General features: G+C 71.1%; 12 protein-coding genes. 4 read left to right on the forward strand and 8 right to left on the reverse strand.

Annotation, left to right across the window (positions count from 1 at the left end):
• Positions 1-230: 230 nt before the first annotated feature.
• Entirely contained in the window at positions 231-761 is a 531-nt protein-coding gene (locus tag IE096_RS30225) for an Rv3235 family protein (protein WP_229820720.1), read from the forward strand.
• 64 nt (positions 762-825) lie between these two features.
• Here IE096_RS30225 and secA read toward each other — a convergent pair whose 3' ends face one another.
• Positions 826-3,645 carry a preprotein translocase subunit SecA gene (gene secA / locus IE096_RS30230; RefSeq protein WP_189457143.1) on the reverse strand — a complete coding sequence of 940 codons (2,820 nt, stop codon included), beginning with the start codon at positions 3,643-3,645 and terminating at the stop codon, positions 826-828.
• A gap of 227 nt (positions 3,646-3,872) precedes the next feature.
• Here secA and IE096_RS30235 point away from each other — a divergent pair, with 227 nt between their 5' ends.
• Positions 3,873-4,466 carry a GNAT family N-acetyltransferase gene (locus IE096_RS30235; RefSeq protein ID WP_189457145.1) on the forward strand — a complete coding sequence of 198 codons (594 nt, stop codon included), beginning with the start codon at positions 3,873-3,875 and terminating at the stop codon, positions 4,464-4,466.
• Positions 4,467-4,479: 13 nt separating this feature from the next.
• Complete coding sequence (locus IE096_RS30240) at positions 4,480-5,742, forward strand: winged helix-turn-helix domain-containing protein (RefSeq protein ID WP_189457147.1); 1,263 nt, start codon at positions 4,480-4,482, stop codon at positions 5,740-5,742.
• A 3-nt stretch (positions 5,743-5,745) separates the two neighbouring features.
• Here the strand turns inward: IE096_RS30240 and IE096_RS30245 are convergent, their stop codons facing one another.
• From IE096_RS30245 to mtnA, 7 genes are all read right to left on the reverse strand, one after another.
• Positions 5,746-6,489 carry a response regulator gene (locus IE096_RS30245; protein ID WP_126914410.1) on the reverse strand — a complete coding sequence of 248 codons (744 nt, stop codon included), beginning with the start codon at positions 6,487-6,489 and terminating at the stop codon, positions 5,746-5,748.
• Between the two features lie 200 nt (positions 6,490-6,689).
• Positions 6,690-7,376, reverse strand: a complete 687-nt coding sequence (gene hpf, locus IE096_RS30250; protein WP_189457149.1) for a ribosome hibernation-promoting factor, HPF/YfiA family — start codon at positions 7,374-7,376, stop codon at positions 6,690-6,692.
• A 339-nt stretch (positions 7,377-7,715) separates the two neighbouring features.
• Complete coding sequence (locus tag IE096_RS30255) at positions 7,716-8,441, reverse strand: ComF family protein (RefSeq protein WP_189457151.1); 726 nt, start codon at positions 8,439-8,441, stop codon at positions 7,716-7,718.
• 150 nt (positions 8,442-8,591) lie between these two features.
• Positions 8,592-10,433: an LpqB family beta-propeller domain-containing protein gene (locus IE096_RS30260; RefSeq protein WP_229820721.1), complete on the reverse strand. Its 1,842-nt coding sequence runs from the start codon at positions 10,431-10,433 to the stop codon at positions 8,592-8,594.
• Entirely contained in the window at positions 10,417-12,510 is a 2,094-nt protein-coding gene (mtrB, locus tag IE096_RS30265) for an MtrAB system histidine kinase MtrB (protein ID WP_189457153.1), read from the reverse strand. Before mtrB ends, IE096_RS30260 begins: the two co-directional genes overlap by 17 nt.
• Before the next feature lies 1 nt (position 12,511).
• Positions 12,512-13,189: a two-component system response regulator MtrA gene (gene mtrA, locus IE096_RS30270; protein ID WP_126914414.1), complete on the reverse strand. Its 678-nt coding sequence runs from the start codon at positions 13,187-13,189 to the stop codon at positions 12,512-12,514.
• A complete protein-coding gene (gene mtnA / locus IE096_RS30275; protein WP_189457155.1) occupies positions 13,186-14,313 on the reverse strand; it encodes an S-methyl-5-thioribose-1-phosphate isomerase in 1,128 nt (375 codons plus the stop codon). Before mtnA ends, mtrA begins: the two co-directional genes overlap by 4 nt.
• Before the next feature lie 195 nt (positions 14,314-14,508).
• Here mtnA and IE096_RS30280 point away from each other — a divergent pair, with 195 nt between their 5' ends.
• Entirely contained in the window at positions 14,509-15,666 is a 1,158-nt protein-coding gene (locus IE096_RS30280; RefSeq protein WP_189457157.1) for a glycerophosphoryl diester phosphodiesterase membrane domain-containing protein, read from the forward strand.
• The last annotated feature ends 209 nt before the right edge of the window (positions 15,667-15,875 follow it).

Below are 15,875 nucleotides of genomic sequence, written 5' to 3' on the forward strand. Positions count from 1 at the left end.
CCCCCTTCGAAGTGCCGGAGGCCCTGCGGGCGGCGATGACCACGGCTCACACACCCCCGCCGTCGGCCGCCGAACCGGCTGTCGTCCTCCTGATAGGTGAACGGGACCGGGAGGCCCAAGACCGCTGACGGCTCCTTGCCGCTCCTCGGCCGCCGCCGATAGAAGATGCGACGACCGACGCTACCGCCCGGTATGACGAGTGTCCCGGGCCCGCCACCACGGGGGATCGCATGTACAGGAACCAGCCGAACCAGCAGGTGTCGAGCCACCCGTCCACCCACCCTGTCAGCGAGCCACGGAGCCGGGCGTCCAGCCACGTGTCCAGGGGCAGGAGCGACGCGAGCGGGCCGCCGGGACGTTCGGATTCCCGCCGCACCGACTCGCGGCGCCCAAGCGCCGCCACCGCCGCCCGGCGTCACGAACGCGAACGGCGCCATCCGCGCTACTGGTTCGCCGAACGGCTGCTGCTCACCCTCAGCGGCCAGCGCCCGGTGCACTGGATGCTCGGGCACGCCCTGCCCCCGGCCTACGACCAGCTGGCCGAGCTCGCGCCCGGGGCGCCCCTGCGGCCCGTCCCGCCGGACCGCGGCATCCCCTTCGTGCGCCACTGCGACGAGTTCCAGCCCCGGCCCGGGGTGATCGAGGCGTTCGCCCGGATCGCCGCCGGCGACCGGCTGCGGGCGCTGGCCTTCCGGCTGGAGCACTGCCCGGACCGGCGGTGGCGCTGCGCCGCGGTGGAACTGGGCGGAGCCCGGGCGTGAACACGGCGAAGGGCGGGACACCCCGTGGGTGTCCCGCCCCTGAAGAGACCGTCGTGCCGCGCCGTTACTTCTTGCGGCGGCGGCCGCCGGCGCCGCGCTGCGCCTTGCGGCGCTCGGCGCGCGTCATGCCGTCCGCCTCGGAGCGGAACTCGGTCATCTCGTCGGCCGTGAGGTCGCGCTCGTCGAGACCGGCCTCGCCGTCCACCGTGGGGGCGGAGAAGTGCAGCCGGTCGGGGCGCTGCGGGGCGCCCAGGCCCTTCGCGCGGATCTCCGGACGGGCGGCGGGCACGGTGTCCTGGACCTTCTCCAGGGACGGCGCCTCGCGCTGCTCGACGGGGACCTCCTCCAGCTGCTGGTCGACCTGGACCTCCAGGTTGAACAGGTAGCCGACCGACTCCTCCTTGATGCCCTCCATCATCGCGGTGAACATGTCGAAGCCCTCGCGCTGGTACTCGACCAGGGGGTCCTTCTGGGCCATGGCCCGCAGGCCGATGCCCTCCTGGAGGTAGTCCATCTCGTAGAGGTGCTCGCGCCACTTGCGGTCCAGGACGGACAGCACGACGCGGCGCTCCAGCTCACGCATGATGTCGGAGCCGAGCTGCTCCTCGCGGGCGGCGTACTGCTCGTGGATGTCGTCCTTGACGGACTCGGCGATGAACTCGGCGGTGATGCCCGCGCGGTCGCCCGCCGCGTCCTCCAGCTCCTCGATGGTGACCTTGACCGGGTAGAGCTGCTTGAAGGCGCCCCACAGCCGCTCCAGGTCCCACTCCTCGGCGAAGCCCTCGACGGTCTCCTGGCGGATGTAGTCGTCGATGGTGTCGTCCATGAAGTGCAGGACCTGCTCGTGGAGGTCCTCGCCCTCCAGGACGCGGCGGCGCTCGGCGTAGATGACCTCGCGCTGGCGGTTGAGCACCTCGTCGTACTTCAGGACGTTCTTGCGGGTCTCGAAGTTCTGCTGCTCGACCTGCGACTGGGCGGAGGCGATGGCGCGGGTGACCATCTTGTTCTCGATCGGCACGTCGTCGGGAACGTTGGCCATGGCCATCACGCGCTCGACCATCTGGGCCTTGAACAGGCGCATCAGGTCGTCGCCCAGCGACAGGTAGAAGCGGGACTCGCCCGGGTCGCCCTGACGGCCGGAACGACCGCGCAGCTGGTTGTCGATGCGGCGCGACTCGTGGCGCTCGGTGCCGAGGACGTAGAGCCCGCCGAGGCTCTTGACCTCCTCGAACTCGGCCTTGACCGCGGCCTCGGCCTTCTCCAGGGCGCCGGGCAGCGCGGCCGCCCACTCCTCGACGTGCTCCACCGGGTCCAGGCCGCGCTGGCGCAGCTCCGCCTCGGCGAGGTCGTCGGGGTTGCCGCCGAGCTTGATGTCCGTACCGCGGCCGGCCATGTTGGTGGCGACGGTGACGGCGCCCTTGCGGCCCGCCTGGGCGACGATCTGGGCCTCGCGCTCGTGGTGCTTGGCGTTGAGGACCTCGTGCGGGATGCCGCGCTTGGACAGCTGCTGCGAGAGGTACTCCGACTTCTCGACGGAGGTCGTGCCGACCAGGATCGGCTGGCCCTTCTCGTGCTTCTCCGCGATGTCCTCGACGACGGCGGCGAACTTCGCGACCTCGGTGCGGTAGATCAGGTCCGACTGGTCCTTGCGCTGCATCGGACGGTTCGTCGGGATCGGCACCACGCCGAGCTTGTAGATCTGGTGGAACTCGGCGGCCTCGGTCATGGCCGTACCGGTCATACCGGACAGCTTGGAGTAGAGGCGGAAGAAGTTCTGGAGGGTGATCGTGGCGAGCGTCTGGTTCTCGTCCTTGATGTCCACCCCTTCCTTCGCCTCGATGGCCTGGTGCATGCCCTCGTTGTAGCGGCGGCCGGCGAGGATACGGCCGGTGTGCTCGTCGACGATCATGACTTCGCCGTCCATGACGACGTAGTCCTTGTCCTTCTTGAACAGTTCCTTCGCCTTGATGGCGTTGTTCAGATAGCCGACGAGGGGGGTGTTGACCGACTCGTAGAGGTTGTCGATGCCCAGCCAGTCCTCGACCTTGCTCACGCCGGCCTCGTGGATGGCGACGGTGCGCTTCTTCTCGTCGACGTCGTAGTCGCCGGTCTCCTCGACGCCCTTCTGCGGGTTCGCCGGCTCGCCCTTGGTCAGACGGGTGACGAGCTTGGCGAAGTCGCCGTACCACTTCGTGGCCTGGTCGGCCGGACCGGAGATGATCAGCGGCGTCCGGGCCTCGTCGACCAGGATGGAGTCGACCTCGTCGACCACGGCGAAGTTGTGCCCGCGCTGGACCAGCTCGTCCTGCGACCACGCCATGTTGTCGCGCAGGTAGTCGAAGCCGAACTCGTTGTTCGTGCCGTACGTGATGTCGCAGTTGTACTGCTCGCGGCGCTGCGCCGGGGTCATGTTGGCGAGGATGCAGCCGACCGACAGGCCCAGGAACTTGTGCACCCGGCCCATCAACTCCGAGTCGCGCTCCGCCAGGTAGTCGTTCACCGTGATCAGGTGGACGCCCTTGCCCGACAGCGCGTTCAGGTACGCCGGGAGGGTGCCGACGAGGGTCTTGCCCTCACCGGTCTTCATCTCCGCGACATAGCCCAGGTGCAGCGCGGCGCCGCCCATGAGCTGGACGTCGTAGTGCCGCTGGCCCAGGACGCGCTTGGCGGCCTCGCGGACGGTCGCGAAGGCCTCGGGCAGCAGGTCGTCCAGGCTCTCGCCGTCGGCGTACCGCTGCTTGTACTCCTCGGTCAGGGCGCGCAGCTCAGCGTCGGAGAGGTGCAGGAAGTCCTCTTCGATGGAATTGACCTGGTCCGCGATGCGGTGCAGTTTGCGCAGGATCTTGCCTTCTCCTGCACGCATGATCTTGCCGAAGACGGACACGTAGGCTGGCTCCTTGCCGGTCGGGCCTGGGCACGGTTGGGGTGCGCGGGCACGACGGGACAGTCCCCGCCGCAACGGCCATCGTAAGCGAGGACCCCACCACGCCGGGAGGTCCGTCATCACCGAGGCCGGGTGTCACCCACTGTGAGAACGAACGGCACTCCCGGAAGGTGCCGGAGCGGCGAAATTCGGACACGTCCGAAGCGCCCCGAATCTAGACTCCGCCCATGGAGCCCATACATCTGACCACCGAACGCCTGCTGCTGCGCCCGTTCACCTCGTCGGACGTACCCGCCGTCCACGCGGCCTGCCAGGACCCCGACATCCCGCGCTACACCAGCGTGCCCTCCCCCTACACCCTGGAGGACGCCCGCGCGTTCATCGGGACGAAGTGCCCGGACGGCTGGCGCGACGACTCCATGTACACCTTCGGTCTCTTCTCCCGCGAGGACGGCCGGCTGATCGGCTCCATGTGCCTGGTGCGGCTCGCCGAGCTGCGCACCCCCGAGCGCCAGGCCGAGCTCGGCTACTGGACCGCGAAGGAGGGCCGGGGCCGCGGCTACACCGTGGAGGCCGCGCGCGAGGTGATCCGCTGGGCCTTCGAGGACCTGGGCGTCGAGCGTCTGGAGTGGTACGCCGAGGCGGGCAACGAGGGCTCGCGCGCCGTCGCCCTGAAGGCCGGGTTCCGGATGGAGGGCACGATGCGCTCGAAGATCGTCTACAACGGCACCCGCCGCGACGCCTGGATCGGCTCGCTGCTCCCCTCGGACCTCGGCCGGCCGACGCACACCCCCTACCTGCCGTTTCCCGGGCGCGGCTGATCATCACCGGGTGATGTCAGTGGTCCCCTCTAGGGTGATCGGCATGACAACTGCCGTCACCGTCAAGGCCGGTACGCCCGGCGCACGCCCTTCCGGGGACCGGGGGGCCGCCGTCCGGCTCTCCGCCGACGAGGCGCGCCGGCTGGCCCTCCGCGCGCAGGGCCTCCTCGGCGCGCCGGACCGCAAGGCGGGCCCCCGGGGGGTACTGCGCCGGCTGGGCGCGGTCCAGCTGGACACGATCTCGGTGCTCGCCCGCTCGCACGAGCTGGTGCCCTACGCGCGGCTGGGCGCCGTCGGGCGGAGCGCGGTCGAGGAGGCGTACTGGAGCGGGGACGCCGAAACGGGCGCCTTCGAGTACTGGTCGCACGCGGCGTGCATCCTGCCGATCGAGGAGTGGCCGCTGTTCGCCTTCCGCCGCCGGGCCATGCGGGAGCGGGGCCACCGCTGGCACATCATGGCGGACGCCGACCGTTCGTGCGCGGCCGTCCGGGACCGGCTCCGGGCCGAGGGCCCCCTGACGGCCACGGACCTGGGCGGCGCCAAGAACGGCGGCGAGTGGTACGACTGGTCCGAGACGAAGATCGCGGTGGAGTGGCTGCTCGACACCGGCGAGGTGGTCTGCACCCGTCGGCGCGGCTGGAAGCGGGTCTACGACCTGGCCGAGCGCGCCGTGCCGGACGCCCTCTTCCACGACGACCTCGACGACGCCGAGTGCGTACGACGCCTGGTGGCCCAGGCGGGCGCGGCGATGGGCGTGGCGACCCGCGCGGATCTGGCGGACTATCACCGTCTCAAGGGCGAGCAGGTCGACGCCGTCATCGACGGTACGGGGCTGGTGCCGGTCGAGGTGGCGGGCTGGGACAATCCGGCGTGGGCGGACCCGGCGGCGCTGGCCGAGGAACCCCGGGGCCGCCACCGCACGACGCTGCTCTCGCCGTTCGACTCGCTGATCTGGGACCGGCCGCGCACGGAGCGGATATTCGGCTTCACCCACCGGCTGGAGGCGTACGTGCCCAAGGCCCGGCGTGTCCACGGCTATTTCGCGATGCCGCTGCTGACGGGCGGCGGGCTGGCGGGCCGGGTGGACCCGGCGCGCGAGGGCCGGACGCTGGTGGCCCGGCAGGTGTCGCTCGAAGGGGCCAAGGCGGTCGAGCCCATGGCCCGGGCGCTGTGGGAGGCGGCCGGGTGGGTGGGCTGCGACAGCGTGCGCGTCGAGCGCTGCGACGACGCGAGGCTGGCCGCCGCCCTGGTGAGCGCCCTGACCGCCCTCGGCTGAGGCTCAGCGGATCTCGAGGATCTTCTCCCGCATCGCGTAGACGACGGCTTCCATCCTGGAGTGCAGCTGGAGCTTCTCCAGGATGTTGCGGACGTGGTTCTTGACGGTGTTCTCGCTGATGAACAACTCCTTGGCGATGTCCCGGTTGTTCATGCCGGTGGCGACGAGCTTGAGCACCTCCAGCTCGCGGTCGGTGAGCCGGGGGGCGGGCACCAGCCTGCGCTCGTCGGTGCGCTGGATCATCGACTTGAACTCGGTCAGGAGCTTGGAGGCCATCGACGGGCTGATCTGGGACTGGCCGTCGGCGACCGCCCGGATGGCCGTCGCCACCTCGTCGGTGGAGATCTCCTTGAGGAGATAGCCGGTCGCCCCGGCCTTGATGGCGTCGTAGAGGTCGGCTTCCTCGTCACTGATCGTCAGCATGATGATCTTCGCACTGGGGGCCACCTCCTTGATGGAGGTGCAGGCCTCGATGCCGCCGCGCTTGGGCATCCGGACGTCCATGAGGACGATGTCGGGCAGCAGGTCGGCCGCCTTGTCCACCGCCTCCGCGCCGTCCCCGGCCTCCCCGACGACCTCGATGTCCTCCTCGTGCTTGAGGACGATCTCCAGCCCCCTGCGGAAGAGCGCGTGGTCGTCCACGACCAGGACCCTGATCGGTTCCCTGCGGGCGGCGTCCCGCTCGTCCCGGGCGCCTTCTTCGTCGTCCTCGTCGGCCCCGATCACGGGCCCGAACCTGTCCGCCATTGTTCCTCCCCCTGAAGGCCATGGCCCGTCGCGGTCGCTCGGTCCGGCGCCGCCCCAAACGGCTCCGGCGGACCGGTGGTTGGTCCGGGCCATGATTTCATGCCGGACCGCCGGACGGTGCTTCCCCGGCCGCGGAGGTGGCGCGCCGCACAAGCGTTGCCCCGGGAGCGCGCCGGGCGCTCCCAGGGCACCGTCACGGGTCAGCCGCCGAGCTCTCCGCCCGCTCCTCCGGGCTCTCCGGTGTAGAAGGGGTCGCTGTTCAGGCGGATGACGCCGTAGTCGTACGCGTGCCGCCGGTAGACGACACTGGGCATCTTGGTCTCGGAGTCGACGAACAGATAGAAGTCGTGGCCGACCAACTCCATTTCATAGAGCGCCTGGTCGAGCGCCATGGGCGCCGCGGAGTGGGTCTTCTCGCGGACCACCAGGGGGCCTTCTCCCCGGATCTCCAGTGGTCCCATGTGGGTGACGGGCACCTCGCCCGCCCCCTGCTCCGCGACGAGTTCACCGCTGTCGTTGAGCTCTGCGGCGCCGATGACGGCGCCGACGTCGCTCGCCGGGACGCGTCCGTTGCCCCGGCGGGAATGACGCTTGTCGTGCTGCTTGCGCAGCCGTGCCTCGAGCTTGTTCGTGGCCAGATCGAGCGCGGCATAGGGATCCGTCGCTGCGGCCTCCGCCCGGATGACCGGTCCCCGGGAGATCACCGTGATCTCCACTCGGTCGGAGCGGTCGGCCTGCCTCGGGTTGGGCTCTTTGGACACCTCCACGTCGAGGCGAATCACCTTGCCGTCCAGCTTCTGGACCTTGTCCAGCTTCAGCTTCTCGGCCACGTGCTTGCGAAACCGCTCGGGCACCTCTGTCTTGCGGCCCTTGACGACGATGTCCACGCAGAACTCCGTTCCCGGATCGCTCCGCCGAAGGTTGCGGAGCGCATCCCTCTTGCATCAGGCCCCGGGGAGAGCCGGAGCCACCGACTAAGCGGTTTTCACCTCCTCCTCCCCCGTCGGCAAGATCTACACCCCACCGTGCCTCAAGGCTCCACGGGCTACTTACAAGCTTCCGCCCAGGCGTACAAAGCACGCCAATCGGAGATATCAGGCATAGATCCTGCCCTTCCTCACAACCGAACATATCTCGCTCGGAAGCCCGTCGGTACCCCCTATCGCGACGTACCTCCGTTCAGGTGTTTTCCGGCCGTTTCCCTCAGCAACGCAGGACGTTCTCCGTCAGTTCCGGTGGTTTCCGAACGCTCTCGGTGCCGCCGCGATCACGGCCGCGGCCACGACCCGGCCGTCGCCCGCCGTCACCGCGCGCGCCGCCTCCGCCAGCGAGGCGCCGGTCGTCATGAGATCGTCCACCAGCACCACCGGCCCTCCCGACCGCCACAGCCGCTCCGCACCCCGGACAACCTCCATCGCCCCCGCCACGTTCGCCACCCGCCGGTGGGCGTCCACGCCCGACTGGTCGAGCACGGGCCGCCGCAGCCGCAGCACCGCCGCCACCCGCACGGACGTCCCCGAGCCGCGCAGCGCCCGGGCCGCCGCCAGCGCGAGCCGCCGCCCGGCGTCCTGCCCCCGCCCGGCCACCGCCGACCGCGCGGAAGGCACCGGCACGAGCCATAACGGGCCCCTCCGGCCCCGCACATCCCACCCCGCACCAGAGCGACCGGCCGCCCCGACCGCGCCCGCCAGCGCGGCGCCCAGCGGACCGGCCAGCGCGAGCCCGCCCCGCTCCTTGTGCGCGATCAGCGCCGAGCGCACCCCGCCCTCGTACCGCGCGGAGGCGTGCACGGGCGGCAGCCCGGCCGGGACCGGATCCGGCCGCACCCGCCGCGCCGGACGCCCGCCCAGCTCCGCACCGCATTCCTCGCACAGCACGGACCGCGGCAGCCCGCACCCCGCGCAGTCCACCGGCGCCACCAGGCCGGCGAGTTCCTGCCACCACCCGCGCATGGCTCCACTCTCGCGCGCGGCACCCCACGCCGCCACCCCTGTGGATAACCCGCGCCGCCCCGAGCGACACGGCCCCCGGCCTGGGCGAACGCGACGCTCACCGCCCCACCGGCGCCGCCCGCGCCCGTCACCACCAGGCGCCACCGGCCGTCACCCCGGGTAGACCGGAGCCGTACCTTCCTTCCCCACCAGCTTCCAGTTGGTGTCCGGCAACAGCCGTACGATCCCGCCGTCGCCCTCCGCGACCAGCGCCTGCGCCTTGCCCGGGTTCTCCGAGGCGGCCACGCCCCGCACCCCCGTGATCCCCGGCAGGCCGGAGCCGTTGGCCTGCGAGCCGTCCGTCTCGACGTACTGGAGCTGCTGGAGCCCGCCCTGCTCGTTGCCGGCCACCAGCAGCCGGCTCGCGCCCGCCCAGGAGACGGCGTTGACGTCCACCAGCCGGGGCGCCACGTTCCGCAGCTCCTGCACCGACAGACCGGTATGGCCCGCGCCGCCCCGCCGCTCGACCCTGCCGAGCCGCAGCACCGTGTGGTCGCCCTTCGTCACCAGCAGCGCGATGCGCACACCGTCCGCGGCGATCCGCAACCCGGTGATCCGCCCGCCGTCCAGCCCGGGCACCTGGATCTCCTCCGGAGCGCCCGTGCCCCCGGGCAGCCGCAGCAGCCTCGGTTTGTCCGCGTCCTGGTCCGCGACCCACAGGTCGCCCAGCCCGTCCCAGCTCGGCGCCGTCAGCCCCGTCCTGGCGCCCGTACCGCCGCGCGCCGTCAGCCGGGCCTCGCCCAGCGGCGCACCCGCCTGCAGCGAGGCGACGTACAGGGCCTGCCCGTTGGCCGACACACCCGCCGCACGGCGCTCCGCACGGTCCACCGCCACCGAGCGCAGCGGAACTGAACCGTCCGCGCCCAGCGGACCGGCGACCCGGCGCGCCTCGTCGTCCCCGTCGGCCAGGCTCACCATCCGGTGCTGGCCGTCGACGAAGTACTGCCGGTCCGGCCGCCCGGAGGCCAGGTCCGGCGCGTAGTAGCGCGCCTGCTCCTTGCCGAGCACGCACAGCCTGGAGCCGTCCTTGCGCTGGAGCGTCACATCGGTGGCCTTGGCCGACTCCTGCACGGTGTACAGGAGCTGTGCGGCCATCCGCAGGCACTGGTCCTGGTTGGCGCCGGCGACCTTGTCGTTCAGCCGCACCTTCAGGCCGTTGGAGTCGTCGATGGACAGCCGCTGGTCCTCCAGCCGCGTGCCCGTGGGGAAGGCGGTGGCGGCGACCGGGTCCAGCCATGACGTCGGCCCGTCCAGCAGCGCCTTCACCGTCGACGTCACCGGGTCTATCCGCTTGCGCAGATACACGGGGTCGGCGACGAGCACCTCGCGGGACTTCCCCGCGCCGCTCGCGCCCTGCCCCAACTCGGCAAAGTAGTACTTATTGACCGACCGGTAGATGCGCTGGAAGTCGGCCACCCCGAGCACCAGACCCGGCTCCAGCCCGTCGATGCGCCACTCGCCGTCCTCGCGCGCCATGTGCAACTGGGTCTTGAACTCGCCCTCGTCCGGCTTGTAGGCGTGCCTGGCGTCCACCGTCGCGACCCGCCGGCCCGTCAGCGTCACGGTGTACCCCGGCTCGCGGTCGCCGCCGGTGCGCTCGACCCGCACCTGGGGCGTCTGCGACAGCACCGTCGTGGGCGCCGACGGATCCCAGCGGCCCCGCATGCCCTTCGCCAGGTACTGCCGGGCCGTCTCATAGTCCGTGTCGTCGCTCGTCGTCGCCTCCAGGAAGCCCATGACGAGCTCCAGCGGCTGCTCGTTCTTGCGCGGCGGCACGCCGTAGACCCGCACCTGCGCGTCGGCGTCGGCACGCTGCTGCGGGGAGTCGACCGACTTCACCTCGCCACCGTCGGGCATCGACGCGCAGCCGGCCAGCAGCGCGCCGCCGACCAGCACGGCGCCCGCACCGGCGAACCGTCGCCTCGGGCGGGTTCCCTTACGCCTGACCGTCACGGTCGCCTCCGCTCCCGCTTCCGCCGCCCTCGGCGTCGACGTCGGCCTCGGCCTTGTCGTCGGTCTCGCGACCGTCCCGGCCATCGGCCCGACGGGCCGCAGTGTCACCGGCACGGTCACCACTCCTCTCACCACCGAGCGCCCCTCCGGGACGCGTCACCACCCGCGCGCCGCTGCCCGGCAGCGCGGTGGGATCGACTGAGGGAGGCACGTTTCTGCCGTGCGCCGGTACGGGCGACCCCGCCCCGGCTACGGGCGCACCGCGCCCCGGTAGCGCCGACGGGAGCCCGGACGCCTCCACCCCGCGGTTGCGCCGCGAGTCCTCGGGCTCCAGCGGAATCGGCGAACCGCGCAGGGGCTCGCCCGCCGTGCGCGGCAGCGTCAGCCGGAACTGCGAACCACCGCCCGGCTCGCCCCACGCCTGGAGCCAGCCACCGTGCAGCCGCGCGTCCTCCACGGCGATCGACAGGCCCAGGCCCGTACCGCCGGTCGTCCGCGCACGGGCGGGATCGGCGCGCCAGAAGCGGTTGAACACCCGGGTCGCCTCCCCGGGCTTGAGGCCCACGCCGTAGTCGCGCACCGCGACCGCGACCGCGCCCCCGGCCACTCCCAGCCGGACGACCACGTCCCGGCCCTCGCCGTGCTCCACGGCGTTGACCACGAGATTGCGCAGCACCCGCTCGACGCGGCGGGCGTCCGCCTCGGCGATGACGGGCTGCTCGGCGCCACGCACCAGCAGCCGGCTGCCCTTGCGGTCGGCGAGCGGCAGAGCGCCCTCGATCACGCGGTTCACCACGTCGCGCAGATCGATCGGCTCGGCCTCCAGGGCCGCCGCGCCCGCGTCGAACCGGCTGATCTCCAGCAGGTCCGCGAGCAGCGACTCGAACCGGTCCAGCTGCCCGAACAGCAGCTCGGCCGAGCGTGCGGTCACCGGATCGAAGCTGTCGCGCGCCTCATGGATGACGTCGGCCGCCATCCGTACGGTCGTCAGCGGCGTCCTCAGCTCGTGCGAGACGTCCGAGACGAACCGCCGCTGCATCCGTGAGAGCTCCTCCAGCTGCTGGATCTTCACCTGGAGGGTCTGCGCCATCTTGTTGAAGGCCTCACCCAGACGTGCGATGTCGTCCTCACCGGTGACCTTCATCCGCTCCTGGAGCACACCCGCAGCGAGCCGCTCGGAGATGCTCGCGGCCATCCGCACGGGCGTGACGATCTGCCGCACCACCAGCCAGGCGATGGCGCCCAGCAGCACGACCACGAACACCCCGGCGGTCGCCAGCGTGGTCTTGACCAAGGTGAGGGACTTCTCCTCCTGTGTGAAGGGGAAGAGGTAGTACAGCTGGTACGGCTTGCCGTTGACGTCGTAGAGCCGCTTGCCGACGATCAGCGCCGGCTCGCCCTCGTCGGAGGCGCTCCGTTTGATCGTCCCGGGCTTCTCGAACGTTCCCGTCCGGCTGTCCAGCTGCCTGCGCAGATCCGCCGGGACACTGCGCTCCGGGTCGATGTCCCCGGAGGCCCTCGGACCCCGCGTCCCGCCCACGTACGTCGTGTCGCCGTCGCCCGCGCTGAGCGCCACCACGTGGTAGACGCCCTGCCCACCGCTGGCGAGCTGCTGCACCAGCGCCGTCAGCCACGCACCGGAGTCGGGCGTGCCCCGGCCGCCGGACTGGGCGCCGTCCTGACCGCGATCGGCACCGGCGGCGTCCGCGGCGTCGCGCGCCGCCTTGAAACCACCCTCGGCCTGGCTCTGCGAGGCGTGCTTCTTGGCATCCAGCAGACCGTTGCGGACCTGCCCGATGACGACCACACCGAGCAGCAGCACCACACCCAGCGACATCAGCAGGGTGGTCGCCACCACGCGCAGCTGGATGTTGCGCCGCCACAGACGCATCGCGGGCAGCAGCGGCCTGCGCACCCAGCGCGCGTACAGCCTCAGCACCGGGTGGACCGGCGCCGAGCCGGCGCCGTCCGACAGCAGCCTGCCGGCCCGCCAGAGACGCCGGAGGAGCGATATCCCCCCGCCCGCGTCCACGGGCCGCCCCGCGTCCCGCTCCGGAGCGGCACCGTCACCCGACACGTCAGCTGGGTCCGGCCTTGTAGCCCACACCACGGACGGTCACCACGATCTCCGGCCGCTCGGGGTCCTTCTCGACCTTCGAGCGCAGCCGCTGGACGTGCACGTTCACCAGCCGCGTGTCGGCGGCGTGGCGATAGCCCCAGACCTGCTCCAGGAGCACCTCACGGGTGAAGACCTGCCACGGCTTGCGCGCCAGCGCCACCAGCAGGTCGAACTCGAGCGGCGTCAGCGCGATCGACTGGCCGTCGCGCTTCACCGAGTGCCCCGCGACATCGATGATCAGATCACCGATGGTCAGCTGCTCCGGCGCCGGCTCCTCCGACCTGCGCAGCCGCGCCCGGATACGGGCCACCAGCTCCTTGGGCTTGAACGGCTTGACGATGTAGTCGTCCGCACCGGACTCCAGCCCGACCACCACGTCGACCGTGTCGCTCTTGGCCGTCAGCATCACGATCGGCACCCCGGACTCTGCGCGGATCAGCCTGCACACCTCAATGCCATCACGGCCGGGCAGCATCAGATCCAGCAAAACAAGATCGGGTTTGGCCTCACGAAAAGCGGCGAGCGCCTTGTCGCCGTCCGCCACGAACGACGGCTCGAAACCCTCACCACGAAGCACGATTCCGAGCATCTCGGCCAGTGCGGTGTCGTCATCGACGACAAGAACGCGTCCCTTCATATCGACATCATCCCATTACCCGATCGTGACCTGGCACACAGCTCTGCCAGACCCGCCTCCGTCACGGGCGAAACAACCCCGTTTTCCGTGACAATGGCGGTCACCAACTCCGGCGGTGTGATATCGAACGCAGGGTTGTAGGCCTGTGTGCCCAGGGGCGCCACCGGGTTTCCGGAAACGCTTCCGGGGAACTCCGTGACCTCGTACCCGGGCCGCTGCTCCACCTCGATCGCGGCACCGTCGCTGGTCCCGAGATCGACCGTCGTGGTCGGCGCGACGACGATGAACGGCACATGGTGATAGCGGGCGAGCACCGCCAGCGGATAGCTGCCCACCTTGTTCGCCACCGACCCGTCCGCCGCCACCCGGTCCGCGCCGATCAGCACCGCGTCGACCTCACCCGCCGAGAACAGCGAACCCGCCGCGTTGTCGGACAGCAGCGTGTACGGCATTCCGGCCCGGGCGGCCTCGTACGCGGTCAGCCGGGCCCCCTGCAGCAACGGACGCGTCTCGTCCACCCACAGCCGCCGCAGCTCCCGCACCCGGTGCGCCGCGCCCGCCACGGCGAAGGCGGTGCCCTCGCCACCCGAGACCAGGGCGCCCGTGTTGCAGTGGGTCAGGAGGCGGTACCCACCCCCGGGCAGCAGCTCCTCCAGCAGCTCCAGGCCGTGCGCGGCCATACGGGCGCTGGCGTCCGCGTCCTCCTGGTGCAGGGCTCGGGCCTCGGCGAGCGCGGCGGCGGCCGCCTGAAGCCCGTCGGCACCGCTTCCGGCGGCCGTACGGTACGCCGCCAGCGCGCGCCGCACCCCGTAGCCGAGGTTCACGGCGGTCGGGCGGGCGTGGGCGAGCATTTCGGCGGCCTCCTCCACGTCGAAGCCGCGCACGGCCGCGAGAGCGAGACCGTACGCGCCCGCGACACCGAGGAGCGGGGCGCCGCGCACGGCGAGCGCTCGTATCGCCTCGATCAGCGCGGGGACGTCGGTACAGACCAGCTCGATCTCTTCCGTGGGCAGCCTCCGCTGGTCGAGGAGGACGAGCACGGGTCCCTCGGGCAACTCCTCCCAGCGCAGGGCCGGGAAGGAGGATCCGGTGCCGGACGCGGATGCCGCGTACTGATCAGCCATTGGTCCAGTCTGCCCCGCCCACACCAACTATTGAAGGCCTCCCCTGACGGCCTCCCCCTTACGAGCCCTACGAGCCGCTCGGGCGCTTGCCGCCTCGCACGCGCTTACTGACACGATGGCTGACCGGTAAACCGCTCGGACGGGCCGCTGGACGGCGAACACGGGCATCAGAGGGAGCTACAGGAGAAACAGAGGATGAACGACTCTCCGGACCGCACCCCGCAGGGCCGGGGCCGCGCCCGGGCCAACAGCGGAAGCGGCAACGGCAGTGACGGCGGCCAGTGGGGCAACAGCGGCGGCTGGGGCGGTAGCGGCGGCGGTGTGAACGGCAGGGGTGACGGCAGTAGTAACGGCAGTGGCGGCTGGGGTGGTCAACAGTGGAGTACGCCGCCTCCGTCGGCTCCCCAGCCCGGCGTCGTGCCCCTGCGGCCCCTCGGCGTGGGCGAGATCCTGGACGGCGCTGTCAGCACGACGCGCCTGTACTGGCGGACGGTCCTCGGGGTCTCCGCGGCCGTCGCCCTCGGTACCCAGGTGGCCGGGACCACGGTAACGGGGCTGTGGTTCCGCGACGTGGCGGGCCTGAACAAGCTCGCCGACCCGAGCACAGCGGATCTTCATGAGGTGCTGGACGCCGTCGGCAAGTCCCTGGGCAGCCTGACCGTCGCCTCACTGGTCGGACTGGTGGGCACGATCATCGCGAGCGCCATGCTGACGGTCGTCGTGAGCCGCGCCGTGCTGGGCCGGCCCGCCTCCGTGGGCGACGCCTGGCGCGACGCCCGGCCCCGGCTGCTCGCCCTGACGGGGTTGTTCCTCCTGGTTCCCCTGCTCATGGCGGCGGCGTTCGCGGTGGGCCTGGCCCCGGGCCTGGTGGTTGCCGCGGGTTCCGACGCGGGGCTTTCCGGTGATCCGAGCGGTGGCGGTGCGGGCCTGCTGGGTCTCGGCGGGCTCGCCGGCATGGCGGCGGCGGCCTGGCTGTGGGTCCGCTACAGCCTTGCGGCGCCGGCTCTCATGCTCGAAAAGCAGGGTGTCATCAGTGCTATGCGTCGCTCGGCGAAGCTTGTGCGGGGTGCGAGCTGGCGGATCTTTGGAATACAGGTTCTGGCCGCCTTTATCGTTTTCATGATCGGTTCAATGGCGCAGATACCGACGAGTTTCATTGACGGGATCGTGACCGGTGAATCCACCATGGATCATTTGACGTGGACGTCTTTGATCATCAATGGCGTCGGTGCGGCGATCGGTTCCGCGCTGGCACTGCCGATCACCGCCGGCGTGACCGCGCTGCTGTATATGGATCAGCGGATCCGTCGCGAGTCGCTTGATATCGAGCTCGCGCGTGCTGCGGGTATGTAAGACCTGAGCTTTTCCCTGGGTGGGCGTCTTGAGGATGCCCACCCAGGAGGCACGGCAGGGGGGTGGCCTGGATCTGCCTGATGATCTGGCAGAGGAGGATCTGGCAGAGGATCTGGCCGTAAACGCAAGAAAGCCCTGGCGGGTATCCCCCACCAGGGCTTTCTCTAAAAGGAGTTCGGCGGCGTCCTACTCTCCCACAGGGTCCCCCC

The organism is Streptomyces abikoensis, from assembly GCF_014648775.1.
Classification (GTDB): Bacteria; Actinomycetota; Actinomycetes; order Streptomycetales; family Streptomycetaceae; genus Streptomyces; species Streptomyces abikoensis.

Excerpts from the sequence above, each read along its gene's own strand:
- IE096_RS30225 (WP_229820720.1), top strand. The coding sequence starts at position 231 with ATGTACAGGAACCAGCCGAACCAGCAGGTGTCGAGCCACCCGTCCACC.
- IE096_RS30235 (WP_189457145.1), top strand. The coding sequence starts at position 3,873 with ATGGAGCCCATACATCTGACCACCGAACGCCTGCTGCTGCGCCCGTTC.
- IE096_RS30240 (WP_189457147.1), top strand. The coding sequence starts at position 4,480 with ATGTCAGTGGTCCCCTCTAGGGTGATCGGCATGACAACTGCCGTCACC.
- IE096_RS30245 (WP_126914410.1), bottom strand. The coding sequence starts at position 6,489 with ATGGCGGACAGGTTCGGGCCCGTGATCGGGGCCGACGAGGACGACGAA.
- IE096_RS30255 (WP_189457151.1), bottom strand. The coding sequence starts at position 8,441 with ATGCGCGGGTGGTGGCAGGAACTCGCCGGCCTGGTGGCGCCGGTGGAC.
- mtrA (WP_126914414.1), bottom strand. The coding sequence starts at position 13,189 with ATGAAGGGACGCGTTCTTGTCGTCGATGACGACACCGCACTGGCCGAG.
- mtnA (WP_189457155.1), bottom strand. The coding sequence starts at position 14,313 with ATGGCTGATCAGTACGCGGCATCCGCGTCCGGCACCGGATCCTCCTTC.
- IE096_RS30280 (WP_189457157.1), top strand. The coding sequence starts at position 14,509 with ATGAACGACTCTCCGGACCGCACCCCGCAGGGCCGGGGCCGCGCCCGG.